Source organism: Bifidobacterium asteroides (assembly GCF_003202695.1).
GTDB classification, from domain to species: Bacteria; Actinomycetota; Actinomycetes; order Actinomycetales; family Bifidobacteriaceae; genus Bombiscardovia; species Bombiscardovia asteroides_G.
Window position 1 is genome coordinate 223404 of the sequence record NZ_QGLL01000009.1, and the last position, 23275, is coordinate 246678.

Annotated in this window: 17 protein-coding genes, 1 other RNA gene and 1 pseudogene; 3 read left to right on the top strand and 16 right to left on the bottom strand. The window is 60.2% G+C overall.

Annotation, left to right across the window (positions count from 1 at the left end; translation table 11 throughout):
* Window positions 1-169: 169 nt before the first annotated feature.
* The 4 genes and pseudogenes from tmk to ffs all read right to left on the bottom strand — a co-directional run.
* Window positions 170-823, bottom strand: a pseudogene (tmk, locus tag DKK75_RS07175) (dTMP kinase); the annotation flags it as partial.
* Window positions 820-3696 (bottom strand): type I DNA topoisomerase, encoded by a 2877-nt coding sequence (gene topA / locus DKK75_RS07180; protein ID WP_110452732.1) that lies wholly within the window; start codon window positions 3694-3696, stop codon window positions 820-822. The gene topA and the pseudogene tmk, both read right to left, overlap by 4 nt.
* A 148-nt stretch (window positions 3697-3844) precedes the next feature.
* Entirely contained in the window at window positions 3845-4864 is a 1020-nt protein-coding gene (locus DKK75_RS07185) for a phosphatase PAP2 family protein (protein WP_110452733.1), read from the bottom strand.
* A 96-nt stretch (window positions 4865-4960) separates the two neighbouring features.
* Window positions 4961-5051, bottom strand: an RNA gene (gene ffs / locus DKK75_RS07190) — signal recognition particle sRNA small type.
* 230 nt (window positions 5052-5281) lie between these two features.
* On the opposite strand from ffs, the gene glf reads away from it, so the two are divergent.
* Window positions 5282-6460, top strand: coding sequence for a UDP-galactopyranose mutase (gene glf, locus DKK75_RS07195; RefSeq protein ID WP_110452734.1), 1179 nt, complete (start codon window positions 5282-5284; stop codon window positions 6458-6460).
* A 238-nt stretch (window positions 6461-6698) separates the two neighbouring features.
* Here glf and DKK75_RS07200 read toward each other — a convergent pair whose 3' ends face one another.
* Complete coding sequence (locus DKK75_RS07200; protein WP_110452735.1) at window positions 6699-7841, bottom strand: inositol-3-phosphate synthase; 1143 nt, start codon at window positions 7839-7841, stop codon at window positions 6699-6701.
* Window positions 7842-8035: 194 nt separating this feature from the next.
* Here DKK75_RS07200 and DKK75_RS07205 point away from each other — a divergent pair, with 194 nt between their 5' ends.
* Window positions 8036-10282, top strand: a complete 2247-nt coding sequence (locus DKK75_RS07205; RefSeq protein ID WP_110452736.1) for a transglycosylase domain-containing protein — start codon at window positions 8036-8038, stop codon at window positions 10280-10282.
* Window positions 10283-10366: 84 nt separating this feature from the next.
* Here DKK75_RS07205 and leuA read toward each other — a convergent pair whose 3' ends face one another.
* The 8 genes from leuA to DKK75_RS07245 form a co-directional block, all read right to left on the bottom strand.
* On the bottom strand, window positions 10367-12277 hold the full coding sequence (gene leuA / locus DKK75_RS07210; RefSeq protein ID WP_110452737.1) for a 2-isopropylmalate synthase: 1911 nt from the start codon (window positions 12275-12277) through the stop codon (window positions 10367-10369).
* 224 nt (window positions 12278-12501) lie between these two features.
* Complete coding sequence (locus DKK75_RS07215) at window positions 12502-13122, bottom strand: DUF5701 family protein (RefSeq protein ID WP_110452738.1); 621 nt, start codon at window positions 13120-13122, stop codon at window positions 12502-12504.
* Window positions 13123-13206: 84 nt separating this feature from the next.
* Complete coding sequence (locus tag DKK75_RS07220) at window positions 13207-13899, bottom strand: L-ribulose-5-phosphate 4-epimerase (RefSeq protein WP_110452834.1); 693 nt, start codon at window positions 13897-13899, stop codon at window positions 13207-13209.
* Window positions 13900-13993: 94 nt separating this feature from the next.
* Window positions 13994-15385 (bottom strand): MFS transporter, encoded by a 1392-nt coding sequence (locus tag DKK75_RS07225; RefSeq protein ID WP_110452739.1) that lies wholly within the window; start codon window positions 15383-15385, stop codon window positions 13994-13996.
* Between the two features lie 102 nt (window positions 15386-15487).
* Entirely contained in the window at window positions 15488-16444 is a 957-nt protein-coding gene (locus DKK75_RS07230; protein WP_110452740.1) for a sugar kinase, read from the bottom strand.
* A gap of 236 nt (window positions 16445-16680) precedes the next feature.
* A complete protein-coding gene (locus tag DKK75_RS07235; RefSeq protein WP_110452741.1) occupies window positions 16681-17550 on the bottom strand; it encodes an L-ribulose-5-phosphate 3-epimerase in 870 nt (289 codons plus the stop codon).
* Window positions 17547-18221 carry a 3-dehydro-L-gulonate-6-phosphate decarboxylase gene (locus tag DKK75_RS07240; RefSeq protein WP_110452742.1) on the bottom strand — a complete coding sequence of 225 codons (675 nt, stop codon included), beginning with the start codon at window positions 18219-18221 and terminating at the stop codon, window positions 17547-17549. The genes DKK75_RS07235 and DKK75_RS07240 overlap by 4 nt, the downstream gene beginning before the upstream one ends.
* Window positions 18222-18226: 5 nt before the next feature.
* On the bottom strand, window positions 18227-19216 hold the full coding sequence (locus DKK75_RS07245) for a phosphotriesterase family protein (protein WP_110452743.1): 990 nt from the start codon (window positions 19214-19216) through the stop codon (window positions 18227-18229).
* Between the two features lie 243 nt (window positions 19217-19459).
* Between DKK75_RS07245 and DKK75_RS07250 the strand changes: the two genes are divergently transcribed.
* A complete protein-coding gene (locus DKK75_RS07250) occupies window positions 19460-20491 on the top strand; it encodes a sugar-binding transcriptional regulator (RefSeq protein ID WP_258333197.1) in 1032 nt (343 codons plus the stop codon).
* A gap of 109 nt (window positions 20492-20600) precedes the next feature.
* On the opposite strand, the gene DKK75_RS07255 is transcribed toward DKK75_RS07250, so the two are convergent.
* The 3 genes from DKK75_RS07255 to DKK75_RS07265 are packed head-to-tail and all read right to left on the bottom strand — an operon-like array spanning window position 20601 to window position 23102.
* The gene (locus tag DKK75_RS07255) at window positions 20601-21689 is read right to left on the bottom strand and encodes an aspartate-semialdehyde dehydrogenase (RefSeq protein ID WP_110452744.1); all 1089 of its coding nucleotides are present in this window, start codon (window positions 21687-21689) and stop codon (window positions 20601-20603) included.
* Between the two features lie 19 nt (window positions 21690-21708).
* Window positions 21709-22272, bottom strand: a complete 564-nt coding sequence (locus DKK75_RS07260) for an ACT domain-containing protein (protein WP_015022547.1) — start codon at window positions 22270-22272, stop codon at window positions 21709-21711.
* A complete protein-coding gene (locus tag DKK75_RS07265; protein ID WP_110452745.1) occupies window positions 22269-23102 on the bottom strand; it encodes an aspartate kinase in 834 nt (277 codons plus the stop codon). The genes DKK75_RS07260 and DKK75_RS07265 overlap by 4 nt, the downstream gene beginning before the upstream one ends.
* Window positions 23103-23275 lie beyond the last annotated feature (173 nt).

Here is a 23275-nt window from a genome sequence, read left to right on the forward strand (position 1 = left end):
CGGTCCAGTCCGACTCGGCACCCTGCTCATCGTCCTCGTACGCTGCAGCCGATTCATCTTCTACAGCATCGTTTTGACCGTCAGCGTCAGCGCCATCATCTTCATCAACGACATCAGGGGGATCATCGTCGGCCTGCGGCAGATCCGGCTCGCGGCCTTCGACCAACTTATCCAGATCGTCTTGGATGATCTGCCAGACCTGGTCGATGGACTGAGTGGCGTCGATAACCAGGAACCGGTCGGGCTCCCTCTGAGCCAGCTGCAGAAATGCCTGACGCACATGCTGCTGAAAGTCGTCGCCAGCCGACTCCAGCCTATCGGGCTCATGATCCAGACGCAGCTTGGACTGGTCTGGATCTGCATCCAGCAGGTAGGTGCGCTTGGGCAGAAGGCCCTGACTGGCCCACAGACTCAGCCGACGGATCACATCCGCCGACAGATCACGGCCTCCGGCCTGATAGGCCACTGAGGAATCCAAGTAGCGATCGCAAAGCACAATGTCTCCTCGATCCAGAGCCGGACGCACAACCTGAGCCACATGCTCGGCCCGATCCGCCGCATAGAGCAGGGCTTCGGTCCTGGAGGCCAGGTCGTCGGAGGCATCAACCACATCAGTGCCCCCGGTCACGGCAACCGACGGAAAGGCGGCCAGACCGTGCAGAACGAGTTCCCGAATGGTCAATCCGACAGGGGTGCCGCCTGGCTCGCGGGTGACCAGGGATCGCAGACCGCACTCCTGCAGATAGTTGTGCGCTCGTTGAACCTGAGTGGTTTTGCCCGCCCCGTCCATGCCTTCGAAGGAAATGAACAAACCGTCGCTCATGCCTGATGCTCCGTAGTCTTGGAAGTCTTAGCGGCCTTGGCCTTCTTTGTGGTTTTGCGAGCGCGAGCAGACGACTTGGCGACTGCAGATTTGCCAGACGTCGACTTCCGCGTTGTCGACTTTCGTGCTGTCGACTTACGAGTGGTCCTGCCGCGCCGCTTAGCGGGTCCTGCCGCGCGCTTCTCCGCCAGCAGGCGGAAGGCCACTTCTGGTTCAATGGACTGGGCCGTATACTGCTTGGGCAGGGTTCTGTTGGTCTGCCCGTCGGTGATGTAGACACCGTAGAACCCGTCCTTGATGGTGACGGGTTTGCCGCTGTCAGGATCCACACCCAGCTCACGAAGAGGGGGTTTGGCTGTACCCCTGGAACGCCGTCCATACTTAGGCTGGTCAAAGAGGGCCTTAGCCCCCGCCTTATCGATGGTGAAGATCTGCTCTTCGTCAGTCAGCGAACGAGTCTCAGTGCCGCCGTCGGCCTTGGTGGCTGTCAAATAAGGGCCATAGCGGCCATTGCTGGCTGTAACGGTGGCCTGGTTGATCGCTCCTGTCTTGGCATCGGTCAGCTCGATGCTGCCCACGGTCCTAGGCAGGCTGAGCAGCTTCAGGGCATCCTCAAGGGTGACCGTGTCTGGATCCATGGTCTTGAAGAGTGACGCCATTTTGGGCTTGGTACCAGTCCGTTTGGCTGTCCGTGCAGTTTTGTCGGTAGGCTTCTTCTGCTCAGCCGCTTCCTCTTCGGGGCTGAGCAGGGCCACATAGGGCCCGAACCTGCCCTTGCGCACTTCGACCCGACCGCCAGTCTCCGGATCCTTGCCCAATTGGCGGGGACCGCCGGCATTGGCGGCGATAAGCTCATGGCCCGACGCTACAGTCAGCTCGTCCGGAGCCATGGTTGGCGGCAACGAGGCCCGCTTGGGATTGCCATCGGCATCCAGGTCGGCTGTATCCTCCAGATACGGACCGTAGCGTCCGACCCTCACCTGCAGGCCATCGCCGATCTCGATGGTGTTGATCTTGCGGGCGTCAATGTCACCCAACTGGGCCACCTGCTCCTGCAGACCCTGATGGGCCTGGTCTGCATTCTGAGCAGCGCCAGGGCCCGAACCGAAGTAGAACCGGGTCAGCCAGTCCTTGCCTCGCTCCTTGCCATGGGCGATCATATCCAGGCCATTCTCCATCTGCGCCGTGAATTGATAGTCCACGTACTTGGGAAAATTGGTCTCCAGCAATCTGACTACCGAAAAGGCCAGCCAGGAGGGGATCAGCGCACGACCACGCTCGTAGACGTACCCACGGTCGATGATGGTCGAAATGATGCTGGCATAAGTGGAAGGTCTGCCGATCTCCTTGGCCTCCAGGGTCTTGACCAGGGATGCCTCGGTGTAGCGTGCAGGCGGCTGGGTTTCATGTCCCTCAGGCTCTACGGCGGCGGCGCGAAGCACATCCCCCTTCTGGACTGGAGGCAGGGATGAATCCTCATCGGTCTGTTCTGACCCTGAACCCACAGCTTTAAGGAAGCCCGGGAACTGGATGACAGTGCCTGAGGCCTGGAAGAGGGCTGCACCCTCCTCGCCGGCCTGTGCCGACAGACGGACGGTGGCTGTTGACCCGGTGGCGTCAGCCATCTGCGAAGCCAGAGTGCGCCGCCAGATCAGGGTATAGAGCTTGAGCTGGTCAGGGGCCAGACGGTCGGCCAGCTCCTGGGGCCTGTGGAATGTGGAACCAGCGGGCCGGATGCACTCATGAGCCTCCTGGGCGCCGGCAGTCTTGGTCACATACTGCTTGGACTCTGCCGAAAGATATTCGGCCCCATATTCACGCTCGACCCCTTTCCGGGCAGCGGCAATGGCCTCCTGGGAGAGGGTGACCGAATCCGTACGCATATAGGTGATGAACCCATTCTCATAGAGTCCTTGGGCGGCGCGCATGGTGGCCCGGGAGCTCATACCCAGCCGGTTGCCTGCCGTCTGCTGCAGAGTAGACGTAGTGAAGGGGGGCTGAGGACGCCGCCGATAAGGCTTGGTCTCCATACCCGTCACCGTGAAGTCCTGCTCCTTCAGCGCCTCAGCCAAGCTTCGAGCAAACTGCTCATCCAGCTGCAGGACCTGCTCCTTGGCGGCCGCTTCAGTCAACCGACCCTTGGAGGTAAAATCCTTGGAGACCGCCAGCCGCCGCCCGCCCAGGCTGATCATGCGCGCCTGAAAACCGCCTGACGATGTCGATTTCCCGCCATCCTCCTGCACCAGATGCGCCAGCAGATCCCAATAGGAGGCCTTGACGAAGGCCATGCGCTCACGCTCACGCTCCACAATCAACCGAGTCGCTACAGACTGGACCCGCCCGGCACTCAGACCAGGGCCCACCTTGCGCCAGAGCACCGGGGAAAGCTCATAGCCATAGAGCCGATCCAGAACTCTGCGGGTCTCCTGGGCATCAACCATGTGGGCATCCACGTCCCTGGTGTGCTTGAGCGAATTCTTGATGGCCTCTGGAGTGATCTCATGAAAGACCATACGCTTTACCGGCACCTTGGGTTTGAGGGTCTGGACCAGATGCCAGGCGATGGCCTCCCCTTCTCGATCCTCATCAGTGGCCAGGTAGAGTTCGTCGGCGTTCTTCAGCGCTTTCTTGAGCTCGGATACCGTGTGCTTCTTCTTATCATCCACGATATAATAGGGCTTAAAGCCATCGTTCACGTCTACGCCGAACTTGCCATAGGCCTTCTTTTGGGAGGCCGGGATCTGCGATGGCTGGGCCAGATCGCGAATATGGCCCACCGAGGCCATGACCGTGTAGCCCTTGCCCAGGTACCCGCCGATCTTCTTTGCCTTGGTTGGCGACTCAACAATGACGAGCTTATTGCCGGATGCCATGGCCTCTCCTTATATTGTGGTCTTTCGCACGCCATCTTACTCACGAGGTTCCGTAACCGTGCAAATCAGGGGGTCATGTGCACGTGTGTGTATCCCTGGGCCCGGTGGTGGATGAATCAGAGATATTCAGTACGCCCAGAGACCGACCTCAGTTATTTTGGGGCGGGGCCGGGGGGCGGCCGACAAGGCCCATCCTGGTCAGAGGCGAGGCCGTGATCTGCCTCATCGCCAGAACCAGACCCAACGTCACGGACAGAACCGCGGCCATCAGTATGACAGCCGAGCAGTGAACCCCATAGGCGGTCCATCGGGCGCCGATCTCCAGACCAGGACTGACCTGCCAGATGACATAGCAGGCGTAAAGAATCCCAAGAAATCCTGCTGCCAACATCAGAGTGGAGACAATCTGAATCGAAGCAGAGGACATTCGAGTCCCAGGGGCATCCATCCCGGTTCCTCGAGTGGCAGCCAGAGCGATAAGACAGAGACCGGCCGGAATAAGAATGCCCATGACCACGTCTGAGGGACGGTGCCAGCCCCCCTGCACCAGCGAGCAGCCCACCGACAGGTCAAAGGCGAACCCTACCAAGGCGACTAAGGCTCTCCAAACGCGCGGCACCACACACAACAGGACCAGGACTACCGCCAGAGCGAGGATGGTATGCCCGGATGGTGCTGAATTGGCTGTGGAGGCCTGAGTACGGATCAGCACAGGGCGAGGCAGGAAGCGCTTGAGGATACGCGCCGCCCCGTAGACCACCAAAGCATAAACAGCAACCTGCCCGAGCAGCCACCACCGGCGGTGCAGTAGAACAACCGCCAGGGCTGAAAGACCCAGCACCACGCATATCGCTGCAGTCACATAAGGAATGGTGAACAGTCCCAGGTACGCCTTGGCCAAGGGCGCCTGGTCAAGAAAACCTCGAAAGTTAGTTAGGGCCATGTCGTCATAGGTCTGCCCTGACACAGTCCACACGGCCGCCCACCAGACCAATGCCGCCAGACCCAGACAGGCCAGACCGGTGACCAGGCACAGAACCACGGCTGAAATCCGGGGGCGAGACGTCAAAGGATCCCGGTCAACATGACTCTTGCTCGCTTTGGTCTGCTCATTCGGGTCCCGGTACCAGGCCTGCTGTGCTTTGCCCTGCTTGTGCTTTTTGGTCATACCTCAAGACTCTATCCAACCCCTGGGTCGACAGCCGACACCTCATCAGACGAACGCGTTGTTTTCACGACTCCGGCCAGTTCAGTCGGTAAATATGAAAAACTCCCACGCACCCGCCAGAGGCCACTTACCCTTGCTGCATTCCTGCCCTGGGGGGATTGGGTGACATAACGCCACGTGAGAGCAAGTCACCATGATAGCAGACAGGTTCCACTTGTCCATCGGGAAGCGCCGACCCCTTCAGTCAGGTGCGCATTCGGTCGACATCGCCGCCTGCCGCTTGCCCGACCAGATCCGCCCGCTAGCATATAGACAGCAGGATCGCCGTACCTCAAGCGGCTGATCACGGATCAGGCCGGGCCCTGGCAATAGACAGACCCGGCATCACAGCGACAAGGGATGGATGGCTGAAGACGAATGGCTGACTTAGATGCTGATTTGGTGATTGTGGGCGCTGGCCTGTTCGGTCTGACCGTGGCCCAGCAGGCTGTCGAGCACAGCGGTGCGCGGGTGCGGATCATCGACGTGCGCGATCACATCGGCGGCAACGCCTACTCCTATATGGACGAGGAAACCGGGGCCGAAATCCACAAGTATGGTGCTCATCTCTTCCACACGTCCAACCGCAAGGTCTGGGAGTATGTCAATCGCTTCACCGAATTCACCGACTACACCCACCGGGTCTACACCACCCACAAGGGCGAGGTCTATCCCCTGCCCATCAACCTGGGCACCATCAACCAGTTCTTCCACGCCCACTACACCCCTGAGCAGGCCCGGGAACTGATCCGGGAGCAGGCCGGCGAGCTGGCCGGAACCGATCCGGGCAACCTGAACGATCAGGGGATCAGCCTGATCGGCCGCCCCCTCTATGAGGCCTTCATCAAGAACTACACGGCCAAGCAGTGGCAGACCGACCCCTCCCAGCTGCCTGCCTCCATCATCAAACGGCTTCCGGTGCGATTCAACTACGACAGCCACTACTTCAAGGACACCTGGGAGGGCCTGCCCAAGGATGGCTACACGGCTTGGTTCGAGAGGATGATCGACGACCCACGCATCCAGGTGAGCCTGAAAACCGACTTCTTCGACACCTCCCAGCCCTGGAACCGGGACGCTCTGGTGGGACAGGTCCCCGTGGTCTACACCGGCCCGGTCGACCGCTACTTCGACTACCGTCTGGGCGAGCTCAAGTGGCGGACCGTGGACTTCAAAGAGCGCCGCTACGACGAGGACGACCACTTCGGCTGCCCGGTCATGAATTTCTCCGATCCCGACGTGCCCTACACCCGTGCCATCGAGTTCAAGAACTTCAACCCCGAACGCTACGACCAGCAGAACCACGAGCGCACCGTGGTCTGGGAGGAGTACAGCCGATTCGCCGGCAAGGGCGACGAACCCTACTACCCCATCAACACGAGCGACGACCGCGCCCTCTACACCCAGTACAAGCAGCTGGCCGCCCAGGAGCCGAAGGTGGTCTTCGGCGGCCGCCTGGGCACCTATGCTTACTACGACATGCACCAGGTCATCAACTCGGCCCTGGATGCCTGGGACAAGCGAGTCGCTCCCTTGGCAGGCCCTGCCAAGGACTGAAACCGGAACCTGATTTCCGCCGACCTTCTAACGGCAATCCTTGGAGAGAGCCCAAGGCGAAGAGTCCGGCACGAGTCGAAGTCGGCAAATCCGGAGCCGCCGTTCCAATTAGAATACGAGAAGGCCGACCACTTACGATAAGCGGTCGGCCTTTTCCAGACCAGGAATCTGCCATTCATGCCTCCGGGACAACCGTTGAAGCGACGCCTCAGAAATCGATCAGACAGAATCCGCAGACTCAGGCGTGCCAGACGTCCTTGCCGTTCTCCTTGGCGGTCTTGACATCGGCATCCAGGGCGCTCTCGTCGCCTTCCACCTTGCCGACGATATAATCCTCGACCAGCTGGCGGGCCTCGTTGTCCTCATGCTGGACAGCGGGGGACTTCATAAAGTAGGAGCTGGGTGCCAGCACCGGGCCAGCCAGGTGGCGGTCCAGGGCGATCTTGGCGGCGCGCAGGGCATCAATGACGATGCCCGCTGAGTTAGGAGAATCCCAGACCTCCAGCTTGTACTCCAGATTCAGCGGCACATCACCGAAGGTGGTGCCTTCCAGACGCACGAAGGCGAACTTGCGGTCATCCAGCCAGGCCACATAGTCGGAGGGGCCGATGTGGACGTTGTGGGGATCCATATCGTGAGGAACGATGGAGGTGACTGCGCGCGTCTTGGAAACCTTCTTGGACTCCAGACGAGTACGCTGCAGCATGTTCATGAAGTCCATGTTGCCGCCCACATTCAGCTGGTAGGTGCGGTCCAGACGAACGCCGCGATCCTCGAAGAGACGAGCCATGACCCTGTGGGTAATGGTGGCGCCTACCTGGCTCTTGATGTCGTCACCCACGATGGGCAGGCCTGCATCGCGGAACTTCTGAGCCCACTCGGGGTCGGATGCGATGAAGACGGGCAGGCAGTTGACGAAGGCGCACCCGGCCTCGATGGCGGCGGCAGCATAGGCCTTATCGGCCTGCTCAGAGCCGACGGGCAGGTAGGAGACGAGGACGTCGACCTTCTTGTCGCGCAGAACCTGGGCCACATCCACGGGTTCAGCATCCGACTCGGTGATCATCTTGCGGTAGTACTCGCCCAGCCCGTCGCCGGTCGGCCCACGCAGAACCTCCACGCCCTTATTGGGGACGTCGCAGAACTTGTAGGTGTTGTTTTGCGAGGCGAAGATGGCCTCGCTCAGGTCCTTGCCGACCTTGAGGGAATCCACATCGAAGGCGGTCACGAACTCCACGTCACGAATGCGGTAGCCACCGAAGTTGGCGTGCATGATGCCGGGGATCTTGTCATCGTCCTTGGCGTCCTTGTAATACTCGACTCCCTGTACCAGCGAGGAAGCGCAGTTGCCCACGCCCGCTATAGCTACACGGATGCTCATACAAACTCCTCTGATTTACTGAGTTATTTCCAACCTAAGCATACCTTCTCCCCGTGGATGGCATGATGGAATGGATCCTCATATGCGCCCCCGCTGGCAGAACAGCCCCCCAAGGAAGGCGCAAACGTACGAAAACGATGAACGTTCAGCCCTAGGTCGAACAGTTTTCAGCCCGGCCGGATAGCGTAGTTAGCATGGCCAATCAGACTCGTTCAGTCAGTTCGACCTCACCCGCACGCAGGACCCAGTCCGGAGCGCACGGGGGCAGGAATCGCACTGACAAGCCCGTATCGCGACATGCTGACCAGCACCCTCAGGGTGGCGGACCTCGTCGCGGTCGGGGCCGCAAGTCGCATCGTTTGCTCAAGTGGACCCTGGCCCTGCTGGGACTGGTGCTGGTCGCCGGGGCGGCAGCCTTCGCCTACCTGTATCTGACCACTGAGATCATCCCGCCGGAAAAGCAGGCTCTGGCGCAAAAGACCACCGTCTACTATGCGGATGGCACCACTCCCATCGGGAGCTATGCCAATCAAAACCGGGAGATCATCGACTGCGCGGTCCTGCCCAAGTATGTGGGCAACGCGGTCGTCGCCTCGGAGAACCGCTCCTTCTACAAGGACAACGGCATCGACCTGAAAGGCATTAGCCGGGCGCTGCTCAACAACGTGACCAAAGGCACCCGACAGGGAGGGTCCACCATTACCCAGCAGTATGCCGAGCGCTACTATTTGGGCGAGACCACCTCCTACAAGGGCAAGCTGCGCGAGGCTATTCTCTCCCTAAAGATCTCCAGGACCGAGAGTAAGGACACGGTCCTGTGCAACTATATGAACACCATCTACTTCGGACGCGGCGCTTACGGGATCCAGGCCGCCGCCCAAAACTATTTCGGCAAGGATGCCAAGGATCTGACCATGCCTGAGTCAGCCATGCTGGCCGGCATCATCCCCGCCCCGGCCTCCTGGGATCCGGGGGTCAATCCCAAGCAGGCCGAATCGCGCTTCCGCCGTGTGCTGGCCATTATGGAAGAGGACCATTACATCAGTCATCAGGACCGGGCCAGCGCTCAAATGCCGCAGACCATCAAATACATGCCGCAGAACGTCTACCAAGGGCCCAACGGCTACCTGCTGCGCATGGTCCGCAACGAGCTGTCCTTGGGCAAAAAAGCTCCTTTCACCGCGGACGACCTGGATACAGGCGGCTACCGGATCATCACCACCATCCAAAAGGACAAGCAGGATCTGATGTTCCAGGTAACAAGCCCGTCCACAGGCAACAAGCATCTGCCAGCCACCCTGCAGACTGGAGGGCTCTCGGTAGACCCCAAGACCGGGGCGATCATCTCCTTGTATGCCGGGGACGACTACCTGACCCACCAACTCAACAACGTGGACCAGGCAACCTTCCAGGTGGGTTCGACCATGAAGGCTTATACGCTCTTAGGCGCCATCCAGGATGGGGTAAGCCTGGACACGGTCTTCAACGGCAATTCCCCGCGCACCTTCTCCAGCGTGGGCAAGTCCGTCGCCAACGCCGGGAATGTCAGCTACGGAAACATCAATCTCTATTCGGCCTTCGCCAACTCGGTCAACACGGTCTTCATGGACCTGGGCGAACACGTGACCTCGCACAAGATTGCCCAGATAGCCCACACAGCAGGCATCACCGGGAAGATCGACGATACAACCACCTTCGACACCCTAGGCGTGGACGCCCTCACGGTATATGACGTGACCCAGGGCTACGCCACCTTGGCCAACGGGGGACGACGACCCAAGCTGCACCTAGTAGCTCAGGTGAAGGATGCCAAGGATCAGGAGCTCTATACGGCCACGATCCAGTCGGATCAGGTCTTCAACGCCGAACAGGTGGCCCTGCTGCAGAAGGCCATGACCACTACGGTCCAGCACGGCACTGCATCCTATGCCCGTTCCCTGGGGCGGCCTATCGCCGGCAAGACCGGCACAGCCAATGACCAGACCGCAATCTCTTTCATCGGTTTCACTCCCTCGGTTCTGACCACCTTCGCCATCTGGAACCAGGGGGAGGACGGCAGCGCCCTGAAAGTGCCGGATCGCTATCAGAGCGAGTTCTATACGGTACAACTCTTCACCAAGTACATGAAGTCAGCCCTGGGCAACAGTCCGGTAGAGCGTTTCTCAGACGCTGAGGACCACGGCAGGATCGGTGGCCCCGAAGGCAACTGGGGCACTGGATCCAAAGCGAGCTATCGGAACACGCCCAACCGGGAATACTCATATGAGCCCCAGCAACGCGGCCAGCGCCAGAACAACGGGCGAGGGCAGTCCGGATCCGGCAGCGGTTCAGGTGCTGGCACCGGAGGCGGCACCGAGGGCGATGACAACAGCGGCAACGCTGAGAGCGGAAACGAAGGCAACACTCAGGGCAACTCCGAGAGTGAGCCGTCCCAACAGTAAACCATTGCAAATGACCAGGTCCGATCCGAGCGTAGCCCTGCGTCCGGATCAGACCTGAAGCAATGGTATGGGATCTCCTGCCTTTCAGCCGCGCTGGAAGCGGTTGAGGGCCGAGATGATGGCTTTGAGGGAGCTGGTGGAGATGGACGAATCAATGCCCACGCCCCAAATCACTCGGGACCTTGCCGGTTCACCCACTTGGCATTCCACGTAGGAAGCCGCCAAGGCATCCGTGCCGGCGGTCATGGCATGCTCGGCGTAATCGAGGACCGAGACGGTCTGGTCCAGGGACTTGAGCGCATCCAGGAAGGCCGCGATCGGACCATTCCCACGTCCCTGAACATGGCGGCGCACCTCTGGATCGCCTGGGACAAGCCCTCGGTCCAGCAGGGCGGCATCAAGAACCGTATCAGAGCCGTCCTCGCCGGAGGTGACTGCAACATTCAGCAGCTTGAAGCGTCCCCACTGGTGCAGGGTCTCGTCACGCTGATCAGCCATGGACTCGCCGCCGACCACGCTTCCCCCGGCCTCCACGGGCAGGTACTCGTCCTTGAAGAGCCGCCAGATGTCGGCATCCTTGACCTCGCGCTTAGTCCTATCGGCATAGCCCTGGACCAGCCGTTCGAACTCCACCTGGAGACGCTTGGGCAGGTCCAGATGATGGTTGGATTTGAGCAGGTAGGCCATGCCGCCCTTGCCCGACTGTGAATTGACTCGGATGATGGCCTCATAGCTGCCGCCCACATCCTTGGGGTCAATGGGCAGATAGGGCACCAGCCAGAGGAAGTCGTCGGGGTTGGCGTTGGCGCGCAGAGCCGCCTGCTGCCGGGCATCCAGCCCCTTCTTGATGGCATCCTGGTGGGAGCCGGAGAAGGCAGTAAAGACGAAGTTGCCGACATAGGGGTGCCGCTCGGAGACGGCGATCTGATTGCAGTACTCCACCGTCCGACGAATGCCGGGCATGTCGGAGAAGTCCAGCTGGGGGTCGATTCCCTGGACCAGCAAGTTCAGCCCCACAGTGCAGATGTCGACATTGCCGGTGCGCTCGCCATTGCCCAGCAGGCAGCCCTCCACCCGGTCAGCCCCGGCCAGCAGACTGAGCTCGGTGGCGGCCACGGCCATGCCCTCGTCGTTGTGAGGGTGCAGGGAGAGCACCACCGCATCCCGGTCCTTGAGGTTGGTGGATATGTACTCCACCTCGTCAGCAAAGACGTTGGGGGTGGTCATCTCCACGGTGTTGGGCAGGTTGATGATCATGGGGTGCTCCGGCGTAGGCCGGATCACGTCGATGACCGCGTTGCACACCTCTAGGGAATACTCGGGCTCTGCACCGGAGAAGGACTCAGGCGAGTACTCATAGGAAAGATCAGTGCCACCGGCATCGGCCTCCAGCGAGCGGCAGAGTTCGGCCGCATCCGTGGCCAGCTGTTTGATCCCGGCCTTGTCCTTGTGGAAGACGACCTCCCGTTGCAGGACCGAAACCGAGTTGTAGAAGTGGACCACGGCTCGTTTGGCCCCACGCAGGGCCTCGTAGGTGCGGCGAATCAGGTGCTCGCGAGCCTGGGTCAGGACCACGATGGTCACGTCGTCGGGAATCAGCTCGCGCTCTATCAGGAGGCGGATGAAGTCGTAATCGGTCTCGGATGCCGAGGGAAAGCCCACCTCGATCTCCTTGAAGCCCATGGAGATCAACAGATTCCAGAATCTCAGCTTGCGCTCGGAATCCATGGGGTCGACCAGGGCCTGATTGCCGTCGCGAAGATCCACTGAACACCAGCGCGGCGCCCGCTTCAGCGTCTTGCCCGGCCAGGTGCGCTGCGGATAGTCAAAAGGCACCTGCTTGTTGTAGGCCACATACTTGTTGTAAGGCATGGCACTGGGTTTCTGCGGCGAACCCACGAACTTAGGGGGGGGCAGCAGCAGGTCGTTGTTCCCTCCATTGGACGCCGCAGCCTGGGCCGCAAGATCAAACACGGATGCACGATCCTGATCCATCTCTCCTCCTTCTTTCATTCGTCGGAAACCGCAATGCCACCCGGCCATGGGCGTTCAGGCAGGCCGAAACCGTACCGGGGGTGCCATTATCTTACCGGAGGAGAGCAGGGACATGCGGTCCGGGTCCGCATTCCGACGCAGTGCAAGGCGAGCGCACGGGGACTGGCATAATCTGTGGGTTGCCGGACGGTGCAGGCACCAAAGGAGCGCTCACTGCAAAAAACTCACTGGAAGAGGGAGACTCCTCGACGTCCCTCGCAGTAGGCGTTGCCCAGCCAGGTGTGACGCGAGTTGGGCCAGACCGAACCAAGACGGGGGGCGTTCTGGCTCATCCAGATACTGGGGACGCGCCCATCGGCGCTGTGGGAGCCCAGCAGATTGAAGCCGTTCTTGATCGCCAGCCAGTCGGGATGCTGCGTGGCGATGGCCAGACCCTCCTCCAAGGTCAGAGGCAGACGATCGTCGGAGTCGATCAGTTTACTGGCCACGTCGGGTTCACGGTTGGTGTAGCAGGTGCCGGTGTGCGGATCCAAGACAATGTAGAAAGGTCCCTCGGGCGGCTCAAACCCGTTCTGAGGCATGAAGCTGGCGATGTCACGCGGAGGCATGGTGGTAAAGCCAGCCATGCGATTTATGCTGGTCCGGGCGATCAGCGACTCAGGCGAGACCAGCTCCCGGGTGGGGATGAGCAGGATCTGCTCGCCCAGCTCAGTGGACTCCAGCGCGGAGATCAGGGGCTGGGCCAATGCTCTGAAAGCTGCAGCGCTGATGTCCGCCACATCCGGATAGCCCAGAGCCACGATCCGATCCAGTTGCCGCTTCACTTCTTGGGAAGATCTGGTCATGGCCTCCAGTGTAATTCGAATCTGCCGCGACGAGCACCCGCACCGTTCACATTCGCCTGCCGGAGCGAGGCATCCTAATCGTATTCAGTGTTGGCCGTACACGTGCTGGTAGCGGTCGTTCAGACTGGTCACGTCTTCGTCGGACAGGGGCACAGGCGTGCCGATCTGCTCAGCAGCCCACACCGTACGCGCCACCTCCTCCGTCATCGCTGCCGCCTTTACCGCAGCCTCGGCATCCGCACCGACCGTGAAGGGGCCGTGATTGCGCATGAGCACTGCAGGACAGCCCGGGTGCTCCGCCAGGGTTTCGACAACCCCACGACCTATCTGGTCCGAACCTATCAAGGCGAAGGGACCCACCGGCACCGGACCGCCGAACTCATCGCCCATCATCGTCAAAACGCATGGAATTGACCGGCCTACTGCCGCAAAGGCCGTCGCGAAAGTCGAATGCGTATGCACCACCCCGAACACATCAGGCATATGCCGGTAGATGTAGGCATGTGAAAACACATCCGAGGAGGGGGCGGCGGATCCGTCCACCACATGCCCCTCCAGATCCGTGACCACCATTGATTCCGGCGTCAACTGCTCATAGCGCACCCCTGATGGCTTGATCACCAGCAAGTCGGCCGAATGCAGACGCTGCGAAACATTGCCAGCCGTCCACACCACCAGACCCCACTTGATCAGCTGCGCATGCAGGGCAGCAACATGCTCGCGGACCAGACCTACTTCGACACGTACCTCATCAGAAAAATCAGCCAAGGACGTCATAAGAACCACCACCATCTCCAATATGGGGCCGACCCTTCCTGCGAAAAGCCGGCCCGGTTTGATTACCTGCACATGCAGACCATGCTGCACATCCTCACAAGCTTTCCAGATCCTTGCCCTTGGTCTCCTGGGCAAAGAGGTATATGACGGCGCCAATGACCAGGCAGACACCGAAGAAAGTGAATGCCGTGGTGACGACGCCAATGTTGATGTGCTGGGAGACATAGTCGCCGCCGACCAGGAGCCCCATGAATATAGGGCCTACTATCTTGGCCGTGGCGCCAATGCCGTATCCCAGTCCCAGTCCGGTAGAGCGGACATCGTTGGGGAACTGCTCGCCGCCGAAGGCGTTGAGAATGCCGAAGACACCGTCGGCGAAAGTCATGATGACCAGAACGGCAATGTAGAACTGCCAGCCTGAATTATGGAAGAAGGCCGCGTAAAAGCATCCCAAGGCCCCGATGATGCCGAAGGAGAACATAGTCCAGCGCCGACCGATGACATCAGCCAGCCAGGCAGAGCCGAATCTGCCTATGCAGTCGGCCACGGAGACGCCCATGAACAGGTAGGCCACCATTTGCGTTGAAAAACCGAAGGCATCCTTCATCAGCGTCTGACCCCAGGATTGGATGGCGAAGGAACCCAGAATAAAGCAGAAGGATCCGACCGAAATGATGGCCAACGGCTTTAAATGCTTGGATAAAAGCAGACGATAGCTGGCCTTCTGCTCCTGCTCGATCTGCGGCAGGGCACCGACCTGGTCCACGGGAAGCTCAAGAGCCCATGCCAAGGCCTTGCGGGCATCGTCGTCACGACCCACGCTCTGATAGAAACGGGGCGACTCGGGCACCGTCGCCAACCAGAGCAGAAGGAGGACGGGGATAACGCCTAGGGCCACCAGCAAGCGCCAATTGTCGCCGATCAGACTCTGCGAGACGGATCCCAGAAGCAGACCCATGGGGATGAAGACCGAAGCCAGGCCGGAAAGCATGCCGCGCTGCTTGGCGGGCACGAATTCCTGGACGTAAGGGATGGAGATGATGTTCAGGCCGCCTACGCCGATGCCTACGCCGATGCGCAGGATGGCCAGCAGAATCCAGGCACCGTCAGGCAGGAAGATCGACAGAGCCGTGAAGACCACGAAGCAGAGAACACACCACTGGAAGGCATGCTTGCGGCCGAAGCGATCAGCCAAACGCCCCCAGAGAATGGATCCGATGACTGTGCCCAGCCCCGAGCAGGCCAGGATGATTCCAGCGGAGATCCCGGTCAGGTGCCAGGCCGAGGTCAGAAGGGAGACCACGAAACCGATCAGGAACATATCGAAGAATTCGGATATGTTGCCGGCTATGGCCAGACCGATGATGCTTTTTTGATGTCCGGTCAGGGGACGAGCGTCTATCTGCTCGTAAGCGGTCAGCGCCTCCCCGGCCTGCGTGACATGTGTATCACTCATAATGGGTGCTTTTCTTTCTCGAATGATCATGATGATGGCGGCCCGACCCCGGTATGGGTCTGACCTGAGGATCCAGGCCGTCTTCTCCCTCTTTGGAGAAAGCTGCAGCGAACCCGGATCGTGAAGGAGCGATCAGCGATTGATGTCCCCGCCCAGCGGAATATCCAGTTCCTGAGCACGGATACGGGTCAGATCGCCCATATGCGTCAGTGCATACTCGGCGGCCCGCTGTCCCCACCTGACACCGCACTCCACATCCTCGGAGAGGAAGCCATGGAGAGTGGCGGCCACGAAGGAATCTCCGGCGCCGGGGCGGTCCACCACCGGAACCGTTGTGGTGACGTACTTCCTGATCCCCTTGGAAGTCCTCAGATAAGGACCATCCAGGTGATTGGTGGAAACGATGTACTCATTGCCGAAGCGCTGGTAGAGCTGTTCGCAGACCTCCTCTCCGGTCCCTTCGATTCCGAAGACGCTTTTGGCGTCCCTGATGGAGCAGAAGAGCATGCGGGCCTTATGAGCAATAGGCTCCAGAACCCTTCTGGCCTGATCTCCCGTCCAGAGCTTGCTGCGGAAGTTCACGTCAAGGGCGATATCGATCCCCCGCTTTTCTGCCTGTTCGGCTGCGTAGGTCACCACCTGGGCCGTGGTATCGGTCAGGGCCGCCGTGATGCCGGTCAGAAAAAGCAGACGGGTATCCAGCATCCGGTCCCAATCATAGTCTTCGATCCCCGTCGATCTGAAGGGGGTGTATTCGCGGTCGTAGATGACATTTGCCGGCATGGGGGGCTCGCCCGGCTCCATGAAGTAGAGAGCGATTCGGCTGGCTGGCTTGCGAACCATGGTGCTTAGATCAACCCCCACGGATCTGTACTCGCTCAGGACGTATTCGCCCAAGTCCCCTTCCGGCAGCGAGGAGGTCCACAGGGTCCTGCGCTGAAGCTGAGCCAAGACTCCAGCTACGTTGGCCTCGGAACAGGCGGGGTTCATCAGGACCGACCTTGCATTCATCAGCCGCTCCCCCCTCCTGACCGTGAGCCTGATCTGCCCCTCTCCTATGGTCGAAAGGTCATATGCATGTTCTGCCATCACTTGCTCCTTGTCTACACGGTCGTTTTTCCAGCATGGACCACTACGTCCGTTTCAGTCCGTATTACGACCTCTTGCGTTCAGACTCGCACCGATCGGATCGACCCCTTTAGGGACGACTGCTGGCACCATAGCCTCCCTGCCGATGCCAATGGGGTGGAGGACCGGCACAGCCCACCCCGGTTCACAGCCGTGACGGCACCAGCCTTGGGGCCCTTACGGCTGCGACCTCTGCCTCAGTCTCTAGGGCCAAGCACCTCCATGCCAGCCCCTCGCAGCCAGGTTTCCACTTTCTCTCTTGCATTCATGACGATCTGATCGGCCTGGTCCGAATCATCATTCCACATCTCCAGCATGATCCGCCCCGACCAGGACTGCCGGGCCAGCTCGGCGAAAGCCGTGGGAAAATCGGCGCAGCCCTCTCCCATGATGATGCGGCGCGGCTGTCCCGGGAGCACATCCTTGACGTGGATTGCCAGCATTCTGCCAGCCCCTGCCCTGAGCTCAGACACGGCATCCAGCTCCTGCTCGTAAAGATTGCCGATATCCGGGTACATGCTCAACCAGGAGGACCCGATCTGATCGCAGATGGACAGACCCTTGGCAATGGAGGTGATGTCATTGCCATCCACATTCTCTATGCCCAGCATGATGCCGGCCTGCGCCGCATACTCAGCCGCCTTGGCCAGAACCTCCACATACCTGGCGCGCTGGTCAGGATCAGGGTCCTCGTAGTAGGCGTAGTAACCGGCTACCTGGATCAGTGGAATGCCTGCCTCATGAGCCAGATCGATCGCCTTGAGGAAGATTTCGTAGGCCCGACGACGGATAGTCGGATCGGCCGAGCCTGGGCCGACCTTGCGGTGGCAGCTCAGACAAATCCCTCCGACCTGGACGCCCTGGCGGTCTGCAGCCTGGCGGAGCGCGTAAGCCTGGGCGGCCGTCCAGTCCAGACGGGCCATCCGCTTGTCGCTCTCGTCGATGGACAGATCCATGAAGGTGAATCCATCGGCCGCCGCCTGGGATATGAATGCATCCCAGTCATCCGGTTCGGCGGGGGACCTCAGCGCCTTCTCATAGATGCCCAGGGTGACGCTGCCACTCATTGCGGCCACACCCTGCCAATGGTCTCCCGCAGTTCGGTGGCGGCGGCCAGGGGGTCATCAGCCTTGACAATGCCGCGACCCGAGATCACCACTCCGACGGGAACTCCTTGGAAGAAGGGCAGATCCTTGGCTGTGACTCCGCCGGTCACAGTGACCTTGAAGCCCATCTGATGCAGCTCAAGGATGCGGTTTTTGTCATCCTCCCCCCAGGTCAGCTTTCCGGCCGCTTCAGCATCGCGAGAACGGTGGACGATGACCTGAGTAGCTCCAAGTCGCCGCCATTCGTTCGCCTGTTCGGGATCGTAGGTCTCGCCAAGCTCAATCTGGACCTCGCCGCCAAACTCTTGGGCCACCTTCACCACCTGCTCGACGGTGGTCATGCTGGCACCGGCGACCACCGAGACCCAGCTGGCACCCGCCTCGAAGCAGGCGCGGGAGATGACCGCACCGGCCTCTGCGATCCTGACATCCGCCAGGATGGTCTTATTGGGATAGAGGGCGCGGATCTCACGCACGGCCCTGAGTCCCTCGGCAATGATCAGGACGGTTCCGCACTCGATGACATCGATCTGGCTGATAGCCGCGTTCAAGGGCTTCAGGGCCGATGGCATATCAAAGGTGTCCAGAGCGATCTGGAGTTGGGGACGTTCCAGAGTCTTGTCTGCCGCCATTGCGCTCAGGCCTCCTTACGGAAGGAGAAGAAGTCGTGGGCGTTGCGGATGAGCAGCTTGTCCACATAGTCGGGATCAAAGCCTTCGGCGATCATGCGGGGGCCATCCACTGCAGGGTTGTAGTCCACGCCGCTCACAGAGCCGTAGACCTTCTGGTAGGAGCGCTTGCCCGAGTCCGTGCCCAGGAGGATACGGTCCTCATAGCCGTCTTTCTTGAAAGCCTTGAGCTCCATCATTCTGTTGGAATCGGGCTGATACTTGATCCTGTTGGTGCCGTCGATCTCCAGGTAAACGCCCAGATCCAGGATCTCCTCCAAGTAGTAGACATCAGCATTGCGCTGAATGTGACCGATGGCGATCTGGTCGGCTGGAACCCCCAGTCCGATCAGGGTCTGAGCCTGTTCCAGGCCGCAGGTTCCATAGGTGGTGTGCGTGTTGATGGGAGCGCCGGTTTCGATGGCCGCCTTGGCAGCAGCCTCCATGCACTTATGCTCGAAGGGCGTGATCTCTCCGTAGGCAGTGCCGATCTTGATGACGCCCGCCTTATAGGGGCTGCGATCCACCAGGGGACCGGTGTAGTCGTTGCGATCTATGCCCTCGCGGATATCAGCGATGACCAGGTCGGCGATCTGATCCACGCTGTAGCGGTTGATCCAGTGTGACTGAGTCTCCAGGTAGACATGCTCCCGATGGAAGCCGGTGGCCCCTATGATCTGCAGATTCTCCACCGAGCGTGCTACCTCAGCCAGCTTCTCGATGTCGCGGCCGCAGTTGATGGGGCACATATCGACCACGGTGCCGCCCTGCTTGCTCCACTTCAGAGAGGCATTGGCGAAATAGCCGGCCTCGGTCTCTGCCTTCTCGACTGAATCCAGTTGATGGTCCTTGTCCAAGTAGACCTCACCAGCACCCACTCGGATCAGATGGTCGTGGCTGTTGACTACGCCAAGCGTGCTCGGATCGACATCTCCCAAAATCGTTCGTGCGAATGCCATATGAACTCCTTTGTTGTTGTGCTCTGCGACTTCGCGGCACCGGTCTTCAGGCTCTTCCTGCCAGTGCCTTTGACAGAGGACAGCCTATGTGAGTGATCAAAAAACAACAAGGATATCGATGAACATATGTACTTAACCCGTGAATCGAGATATATATAAATTCCAATATTGCGCATAGAAAGCCCGTTTTAGACCTAAGAGAGCATTCGAGTGGTTTTTTACTGATTTTGATAATATGTACATATGTTCAGCGATTTACAGATGATGACTACTTCGGATGCCCGCAAGCGGGTTCAGCTGCTTCTTCGCGTAGCCCGCATGTACTACCAGGATCACATGCTGCAGTCTCAGATCGCCGCAGAGACAGGCTATTCCCGCCCCTCCGTCTCCCGGATGCTGAAAGAGGCCCAAGAGCGAGGACTGGTGAAGATCTCCATTGAGAATCCGCTGGAGCGGCTTGAGGACCTTGAGTCCAGGCTGATTCGACAATTCAAGCTCCGTTGCGCTCGAGTCTCCGAGCCGCCGCAGGGATGCACCGGATATGACGTGGTACCACCAAGTGCGGCATCTCTTCTGGTTGAGCAGACCAGACCCGACTCTTTGATAACCGTCTCCAACGGCAACGCAGTCGCCTACACGGTCCGCGAAGTTCCCCTGCGAAACTGGTCAAAGTCCAAGGTCGTACAGATGATCGGCTCCCTGTCGCCAACTAATCCCATGACGGATTCGCCCGAGATATGCCACATGCTGGCCCAACGACTGGGCGGCAGCTACTCGACGCTGCCAGTGCCCATGGTCCTGTCTTCAATACCAGTGGCAGAGGCCATGCGCAAAGAACGCCAGATCGCCGACACCCTGACCCTGGGCGGGCATGCCGACGTTGCGGTAGTGGGAGTGGGGTCGGTCGAAGAAGGAAGGTCGGGGCACATTTTCAAAGACTACGAGAATGCGGCTTTCATCGAAGAGGTGACCGAACTCAAGGCCGTGGGACACATCTGCGGGCATCACATCGATGCCTGGGGGCGCCACATCCGAACCAGCCTGTGCGAACGCACTATATCGATTGAATTCGAACGCTTGAAGCGGATCCCCCTGGTCATAGGCGTGGCCTGGGGGCCGCAAAAGGTTGCCAGCATCCTTGCCTGTCTGCGGGCCGGGCTTATCTCGGCACTGGCCACCGACCGCGATACGGCAGAGGGGATACTTGAACTTGATCAACGGCAAGGTCAAGCAGACAGACAGGCCTCGGACCGAGCGGAGGCCAGGCAGAGCTGACCCTATTGCAGACCACCAGGCAGAAGGAGCCTGTCAGAGCCGGCCAGCGCATGCTCGAGGGGCGTACAGGATGCCTAAGGCGTGCAGAGCAATCAGCCCAAATGCACGATCAGATCCTGTCGGCGAAGTGCTTGCGGGCGATCAGCTCGGCAATCTGCACGGCGTTGAGGGCGGCTCCCTTGCGCAGATTGTCATTGGCCACGAACATGGACAATCCCCTCTTGCCTTCCACAGCCTGGTCCTGGCGAATGCGGCCCACAAAGCTGGGATCCTTGCCGGCTGCATCCAGAGGAGTGGGTATTTCCGACAGGCTTACTCCAGGGGCTTTGGACAGCAGGTCATGGGCCTGATCAGGGGTGACGTCGTGCTCGAACTCGGCATTGATGCTCATGCCGTGGGCTGTAAAGACTCCTACCCGCACGCAGGTGCAGGAGGCGGCCAGATCAGGCAGGTGCAGGATCTTGCGGCTCTCATTGCGCAGCTTCTGCTCTTCGTCGGTCTCCCCGCTGCCATCATCGACCAAGTCGCCTATAAAAGGAACGGCGTTGAAGGCGATGGTGCGCACCACCTTGGTGGGCGGGGGAAACTCGATGGCCGATCCGTCAAAGACCAGACGATCAGCACCCTGCTCCACGGCGGTTTTGGCCTCGTCGCGCAACTGGAGGACGCCAGCACGCCCGGCTCCCGACACTGCCTGGTAGGAGGAGACAATCAGACGGCGCAGACCGTATGCCTTGGCTAACGGGCTCAGCACGGGCATGCAAGCCATGGTGGTGCAGTTGGGATTTGCCACGATCCGCCCAGGGATAAGATCCAGGTCCTCGGGGTTGACCTCAGCCACAACCAGGGGGACCTCGGGATCCATCCGCCAATGGGAGGAGTTGTCGACCACATAGGCTCCGGCCTCGGCAAAGCGTGGGGCCCAGGTCCCTGAGGTCGAACCGCCGGCGGAGAAGATGGCCAGATCAATCCCGCTCAAGTCGGCCTGCTCCACATCCTCGACCGTGATGATCCTGTCACGCCAGCGCAACTGCTCTCCAGCAGACCGGGATGAGGCCATGAAACGCAGGTCAGCCACGGGGAAGTCCCGTTCGTCCAGCATGCGGCGCATGACCATGCCTACCTGGCCTGTGGCGCCCAGAACAGCTACATTGATGCCACGACGACCGTCGCTCGCTAAATCAGCCTTGTCAGTCATTGCTCCTTCTCCTTTCCACTCAGCGACCCGTGCCGCCGTAAACGACCGCCTCGACCTGATCGGCATCCAAGTGGAAAGCCGTATGAATGGCCCGTACCGCCTCGTCCAGATCCTGGATGGGCACCAGGGCGGAGATTCGGATCTCGGAGGTAGAAATCATGAGCACGTTGATATGCCTGTCGCTCAAGGCCCGGAAGAAGGTGGCCGTAATGCCCGAGTGGGTCTTCATCCCCACGCCTACAAGAGTCACCTTGCCCACCTCGGGATTGATGTCGACTGAACGGAACCCCAGTTGCTCGCGGGAATCATCCAGCATGGGAACAACCTGATCAGCCTGAGCGGACGGCAGGGTGAAGGAGATATCCACGGTACCGGTGGCCGCCCCAGCCTGGACGATCATGTCGATGTTGATGCCGCCCTCGGCAAGGATAGTGAAGAGCTGTGCGGCTACGCCAGGTCGGTCGGGCACGGCCCGCAGGCTGACCTGGGTCTCGCTGCGGTCGTGGGCCACTCCTGAGATGATGGGTGACTCTGGGCCATTCAGGTCCGGGAACAGGTCGCCCATGGATTCGCCGTTGGTCATGTCCTTCCTTCCGTCATTTCCCGTTGCCTGTCGGTGTGCGCAGCGGGACGATCCGACAGCTGGCCGGTCTCCAAATTGGGAATCTTGTCGACATCAACATCGTCGGGCATAATCAGCGTGCCTGGACGGTGGGAGAAGGAGCTGCGCACGTGGATGGGCATACGGAAGCGCTGGGCATACTCCACGCAGCGCAGGGCCAGCACCTTGGATCCGCCAGCCGCCATCTCCAGCATCTCCTCATATGAGATGCGAGCAATCCTGCGGGCGGTAGGCACGATGCGGGGGTCAGCGGTGAAAACCCCGTCCACGTCGGTATAGATTTCGCAGACATCCGCATTAAGCGCCACAGCCAGGGCCACAGCCGAGGTGTCCGAGCCGCCGCGGCCCAAGGTGGTGGCATCGCCGTCGGGGTTAACCCCTTGGAATCCGGCCACAATCCCCACCTCGCCCCGATCCAGGGCCTTCATGACCCGCTGGGGTCTGACGTGGCGGATATGGGCGGCGCCGTAGCGTGCATCAGTCATGAATCCCGCCTGTGAACCAGTGAAGGAGTGGGCACGCTCGCCCTGTGCGTGGATGCTCATAGCCAGCAGGCTCATGGAGATGCGCTCTCCCGCCGTCATGAGCATGTCCATCTCTCGGGCTGGAGGATTGGAATCCACATCCATGGCCTGATCAATCAGATCGTCAGTGGTGTCTCCCATGGCGGAAACCACCACAGCGATGTCATTGCCGGCGCGCTTGGTATCTATGATGCGCTTGGCCACACGCTTGATGGAGTCCGAATCTGCCACCGAGGACCCGCCATACTTCTGAACGATAAGTGCCACTGCTGTTCCATCCCGCGACGGTTAAGCCACTAGACCATCATCTGCAACATGCTGATTACATGGATTATACGAACGACACCGTTCTATCAGACCCCCTCCACCAATATGCGAAACGTGGGCCAGCGCAGACCGGCACAAACCCGGGCTGCAAGGCATGCTGCCTTTGCGTAACC

Bases quoted from the DNA above. Each gene is read 5' to 3' on its own strand.
- topA (WP_110452732.1), bottom strand. From the start codon at position 3,696: ATGGCATCCGGCAATAAGCTCGTCATTGTTGAGTCGCCAACCAAGGCA.
- DKK75_RS07185 (WP_110452733.1), bottom strand. From the start codon at position 4,864: ATGACCAAAAAGCACAAGCAGGGCAAAGCACAGCAGGCCTGGTACCGG.
- glf (WP_110452734.1), top strand. From the start codon at position 5,282: ATGGCTGACTTAGATGCTGATTTGGTGATTGTGGGCGCTGGCCTGTTC.
- DKK75_RS07200 (WP_110452735.1), bottom strand. From the start codon at position 7,841: ATGAGCATCCGTGTAGCTATAGCGGGCGTGGGCAACTGCGCTTCCTCG.
- DKK75_RS07205 (WP_110452736.1), top strand. From the start codon at position 8,036: ATGGCCAATCAGACTCGTTCAGTCAGTTCGACCTCACCCGCACGCAGG.
- leuA (WP_110452737.1), bottom strand. From the start codon at position 12,277: ATGGATCAGGATCGTGCATCCGTGTTTGATCTTGCGGCCCAGGCTGCG.
- DKK75_RS07215 (WP_110452738.1), bottom strand. From the start codon at position 13,122: ATGACCAGATCTTCCCAAGAAGTGAAGCGGCAACTGGATCGGATCGTG.
- DKK75_RS07220 (WP_110452834.1), bottom strand. From the start codon at position 13,899: ATGACGTCCTTGGCTGATTTTTCTGATGAGGTACGTGTCGAAGTAGGT.
- DKK75_RS07225 (WP_110452739.1), bottom strand. From the start codon at position 15,385: ATGATCATTCGAGAAAGAAAAGCACCCATTATGAGTGATACACATGTC.
- DKK75_RS07230 (WP_110452740.1), bottom strand. From the start codon at position 16,444: ATGGCAGAACATGCATATGACCTTTCGACCATAGGAGAGGGGCAGATC.
- DKK75_RS07235 (WP_110452741.1), bottom strand. From the start codon at position 17,550: ATGAGTGGCAGCGTCACCCTGGGCATCTATGAGAAGGCGCTGAGGTCC.
- DKK75_RS07240 (WP_110452742.1), bottom strand. From the start codon at position 18,221: ATGGCGGCAGACAAGACTCTGGAACGTCCCCAACTCCAGATCGCTCTG.
- DKK75_RS07245 (WP_110452743.1), bottom strand. From the start codon at position 19,216: ATGGCATTCGCACGAACGATTTTGGGAGATGTCGATCCGAGCACGCTT.
- DKK75_RS07250 (WP_258333197.1), top strand. From the start codon at position 19,460: ATGTTCAGCGATTTACAGATGATGACTACTTCGGATGCCCGCAAGCGG.
- DKK75_RS07255 (WP_110452744.1), bottom strand. From the start codon at position 21,689: ATGACTGACAAGGCTGATTTAGCGAGCGACGGTCGTCGTGGCATCAAT.
- DKK75_RS07260 (WP_015022547.1), bottom strand. From the start codon at position 22,272: ATGACCAACGGCGAATCCATGGGCGACCTGTTCCCGGACCTGAATGGC.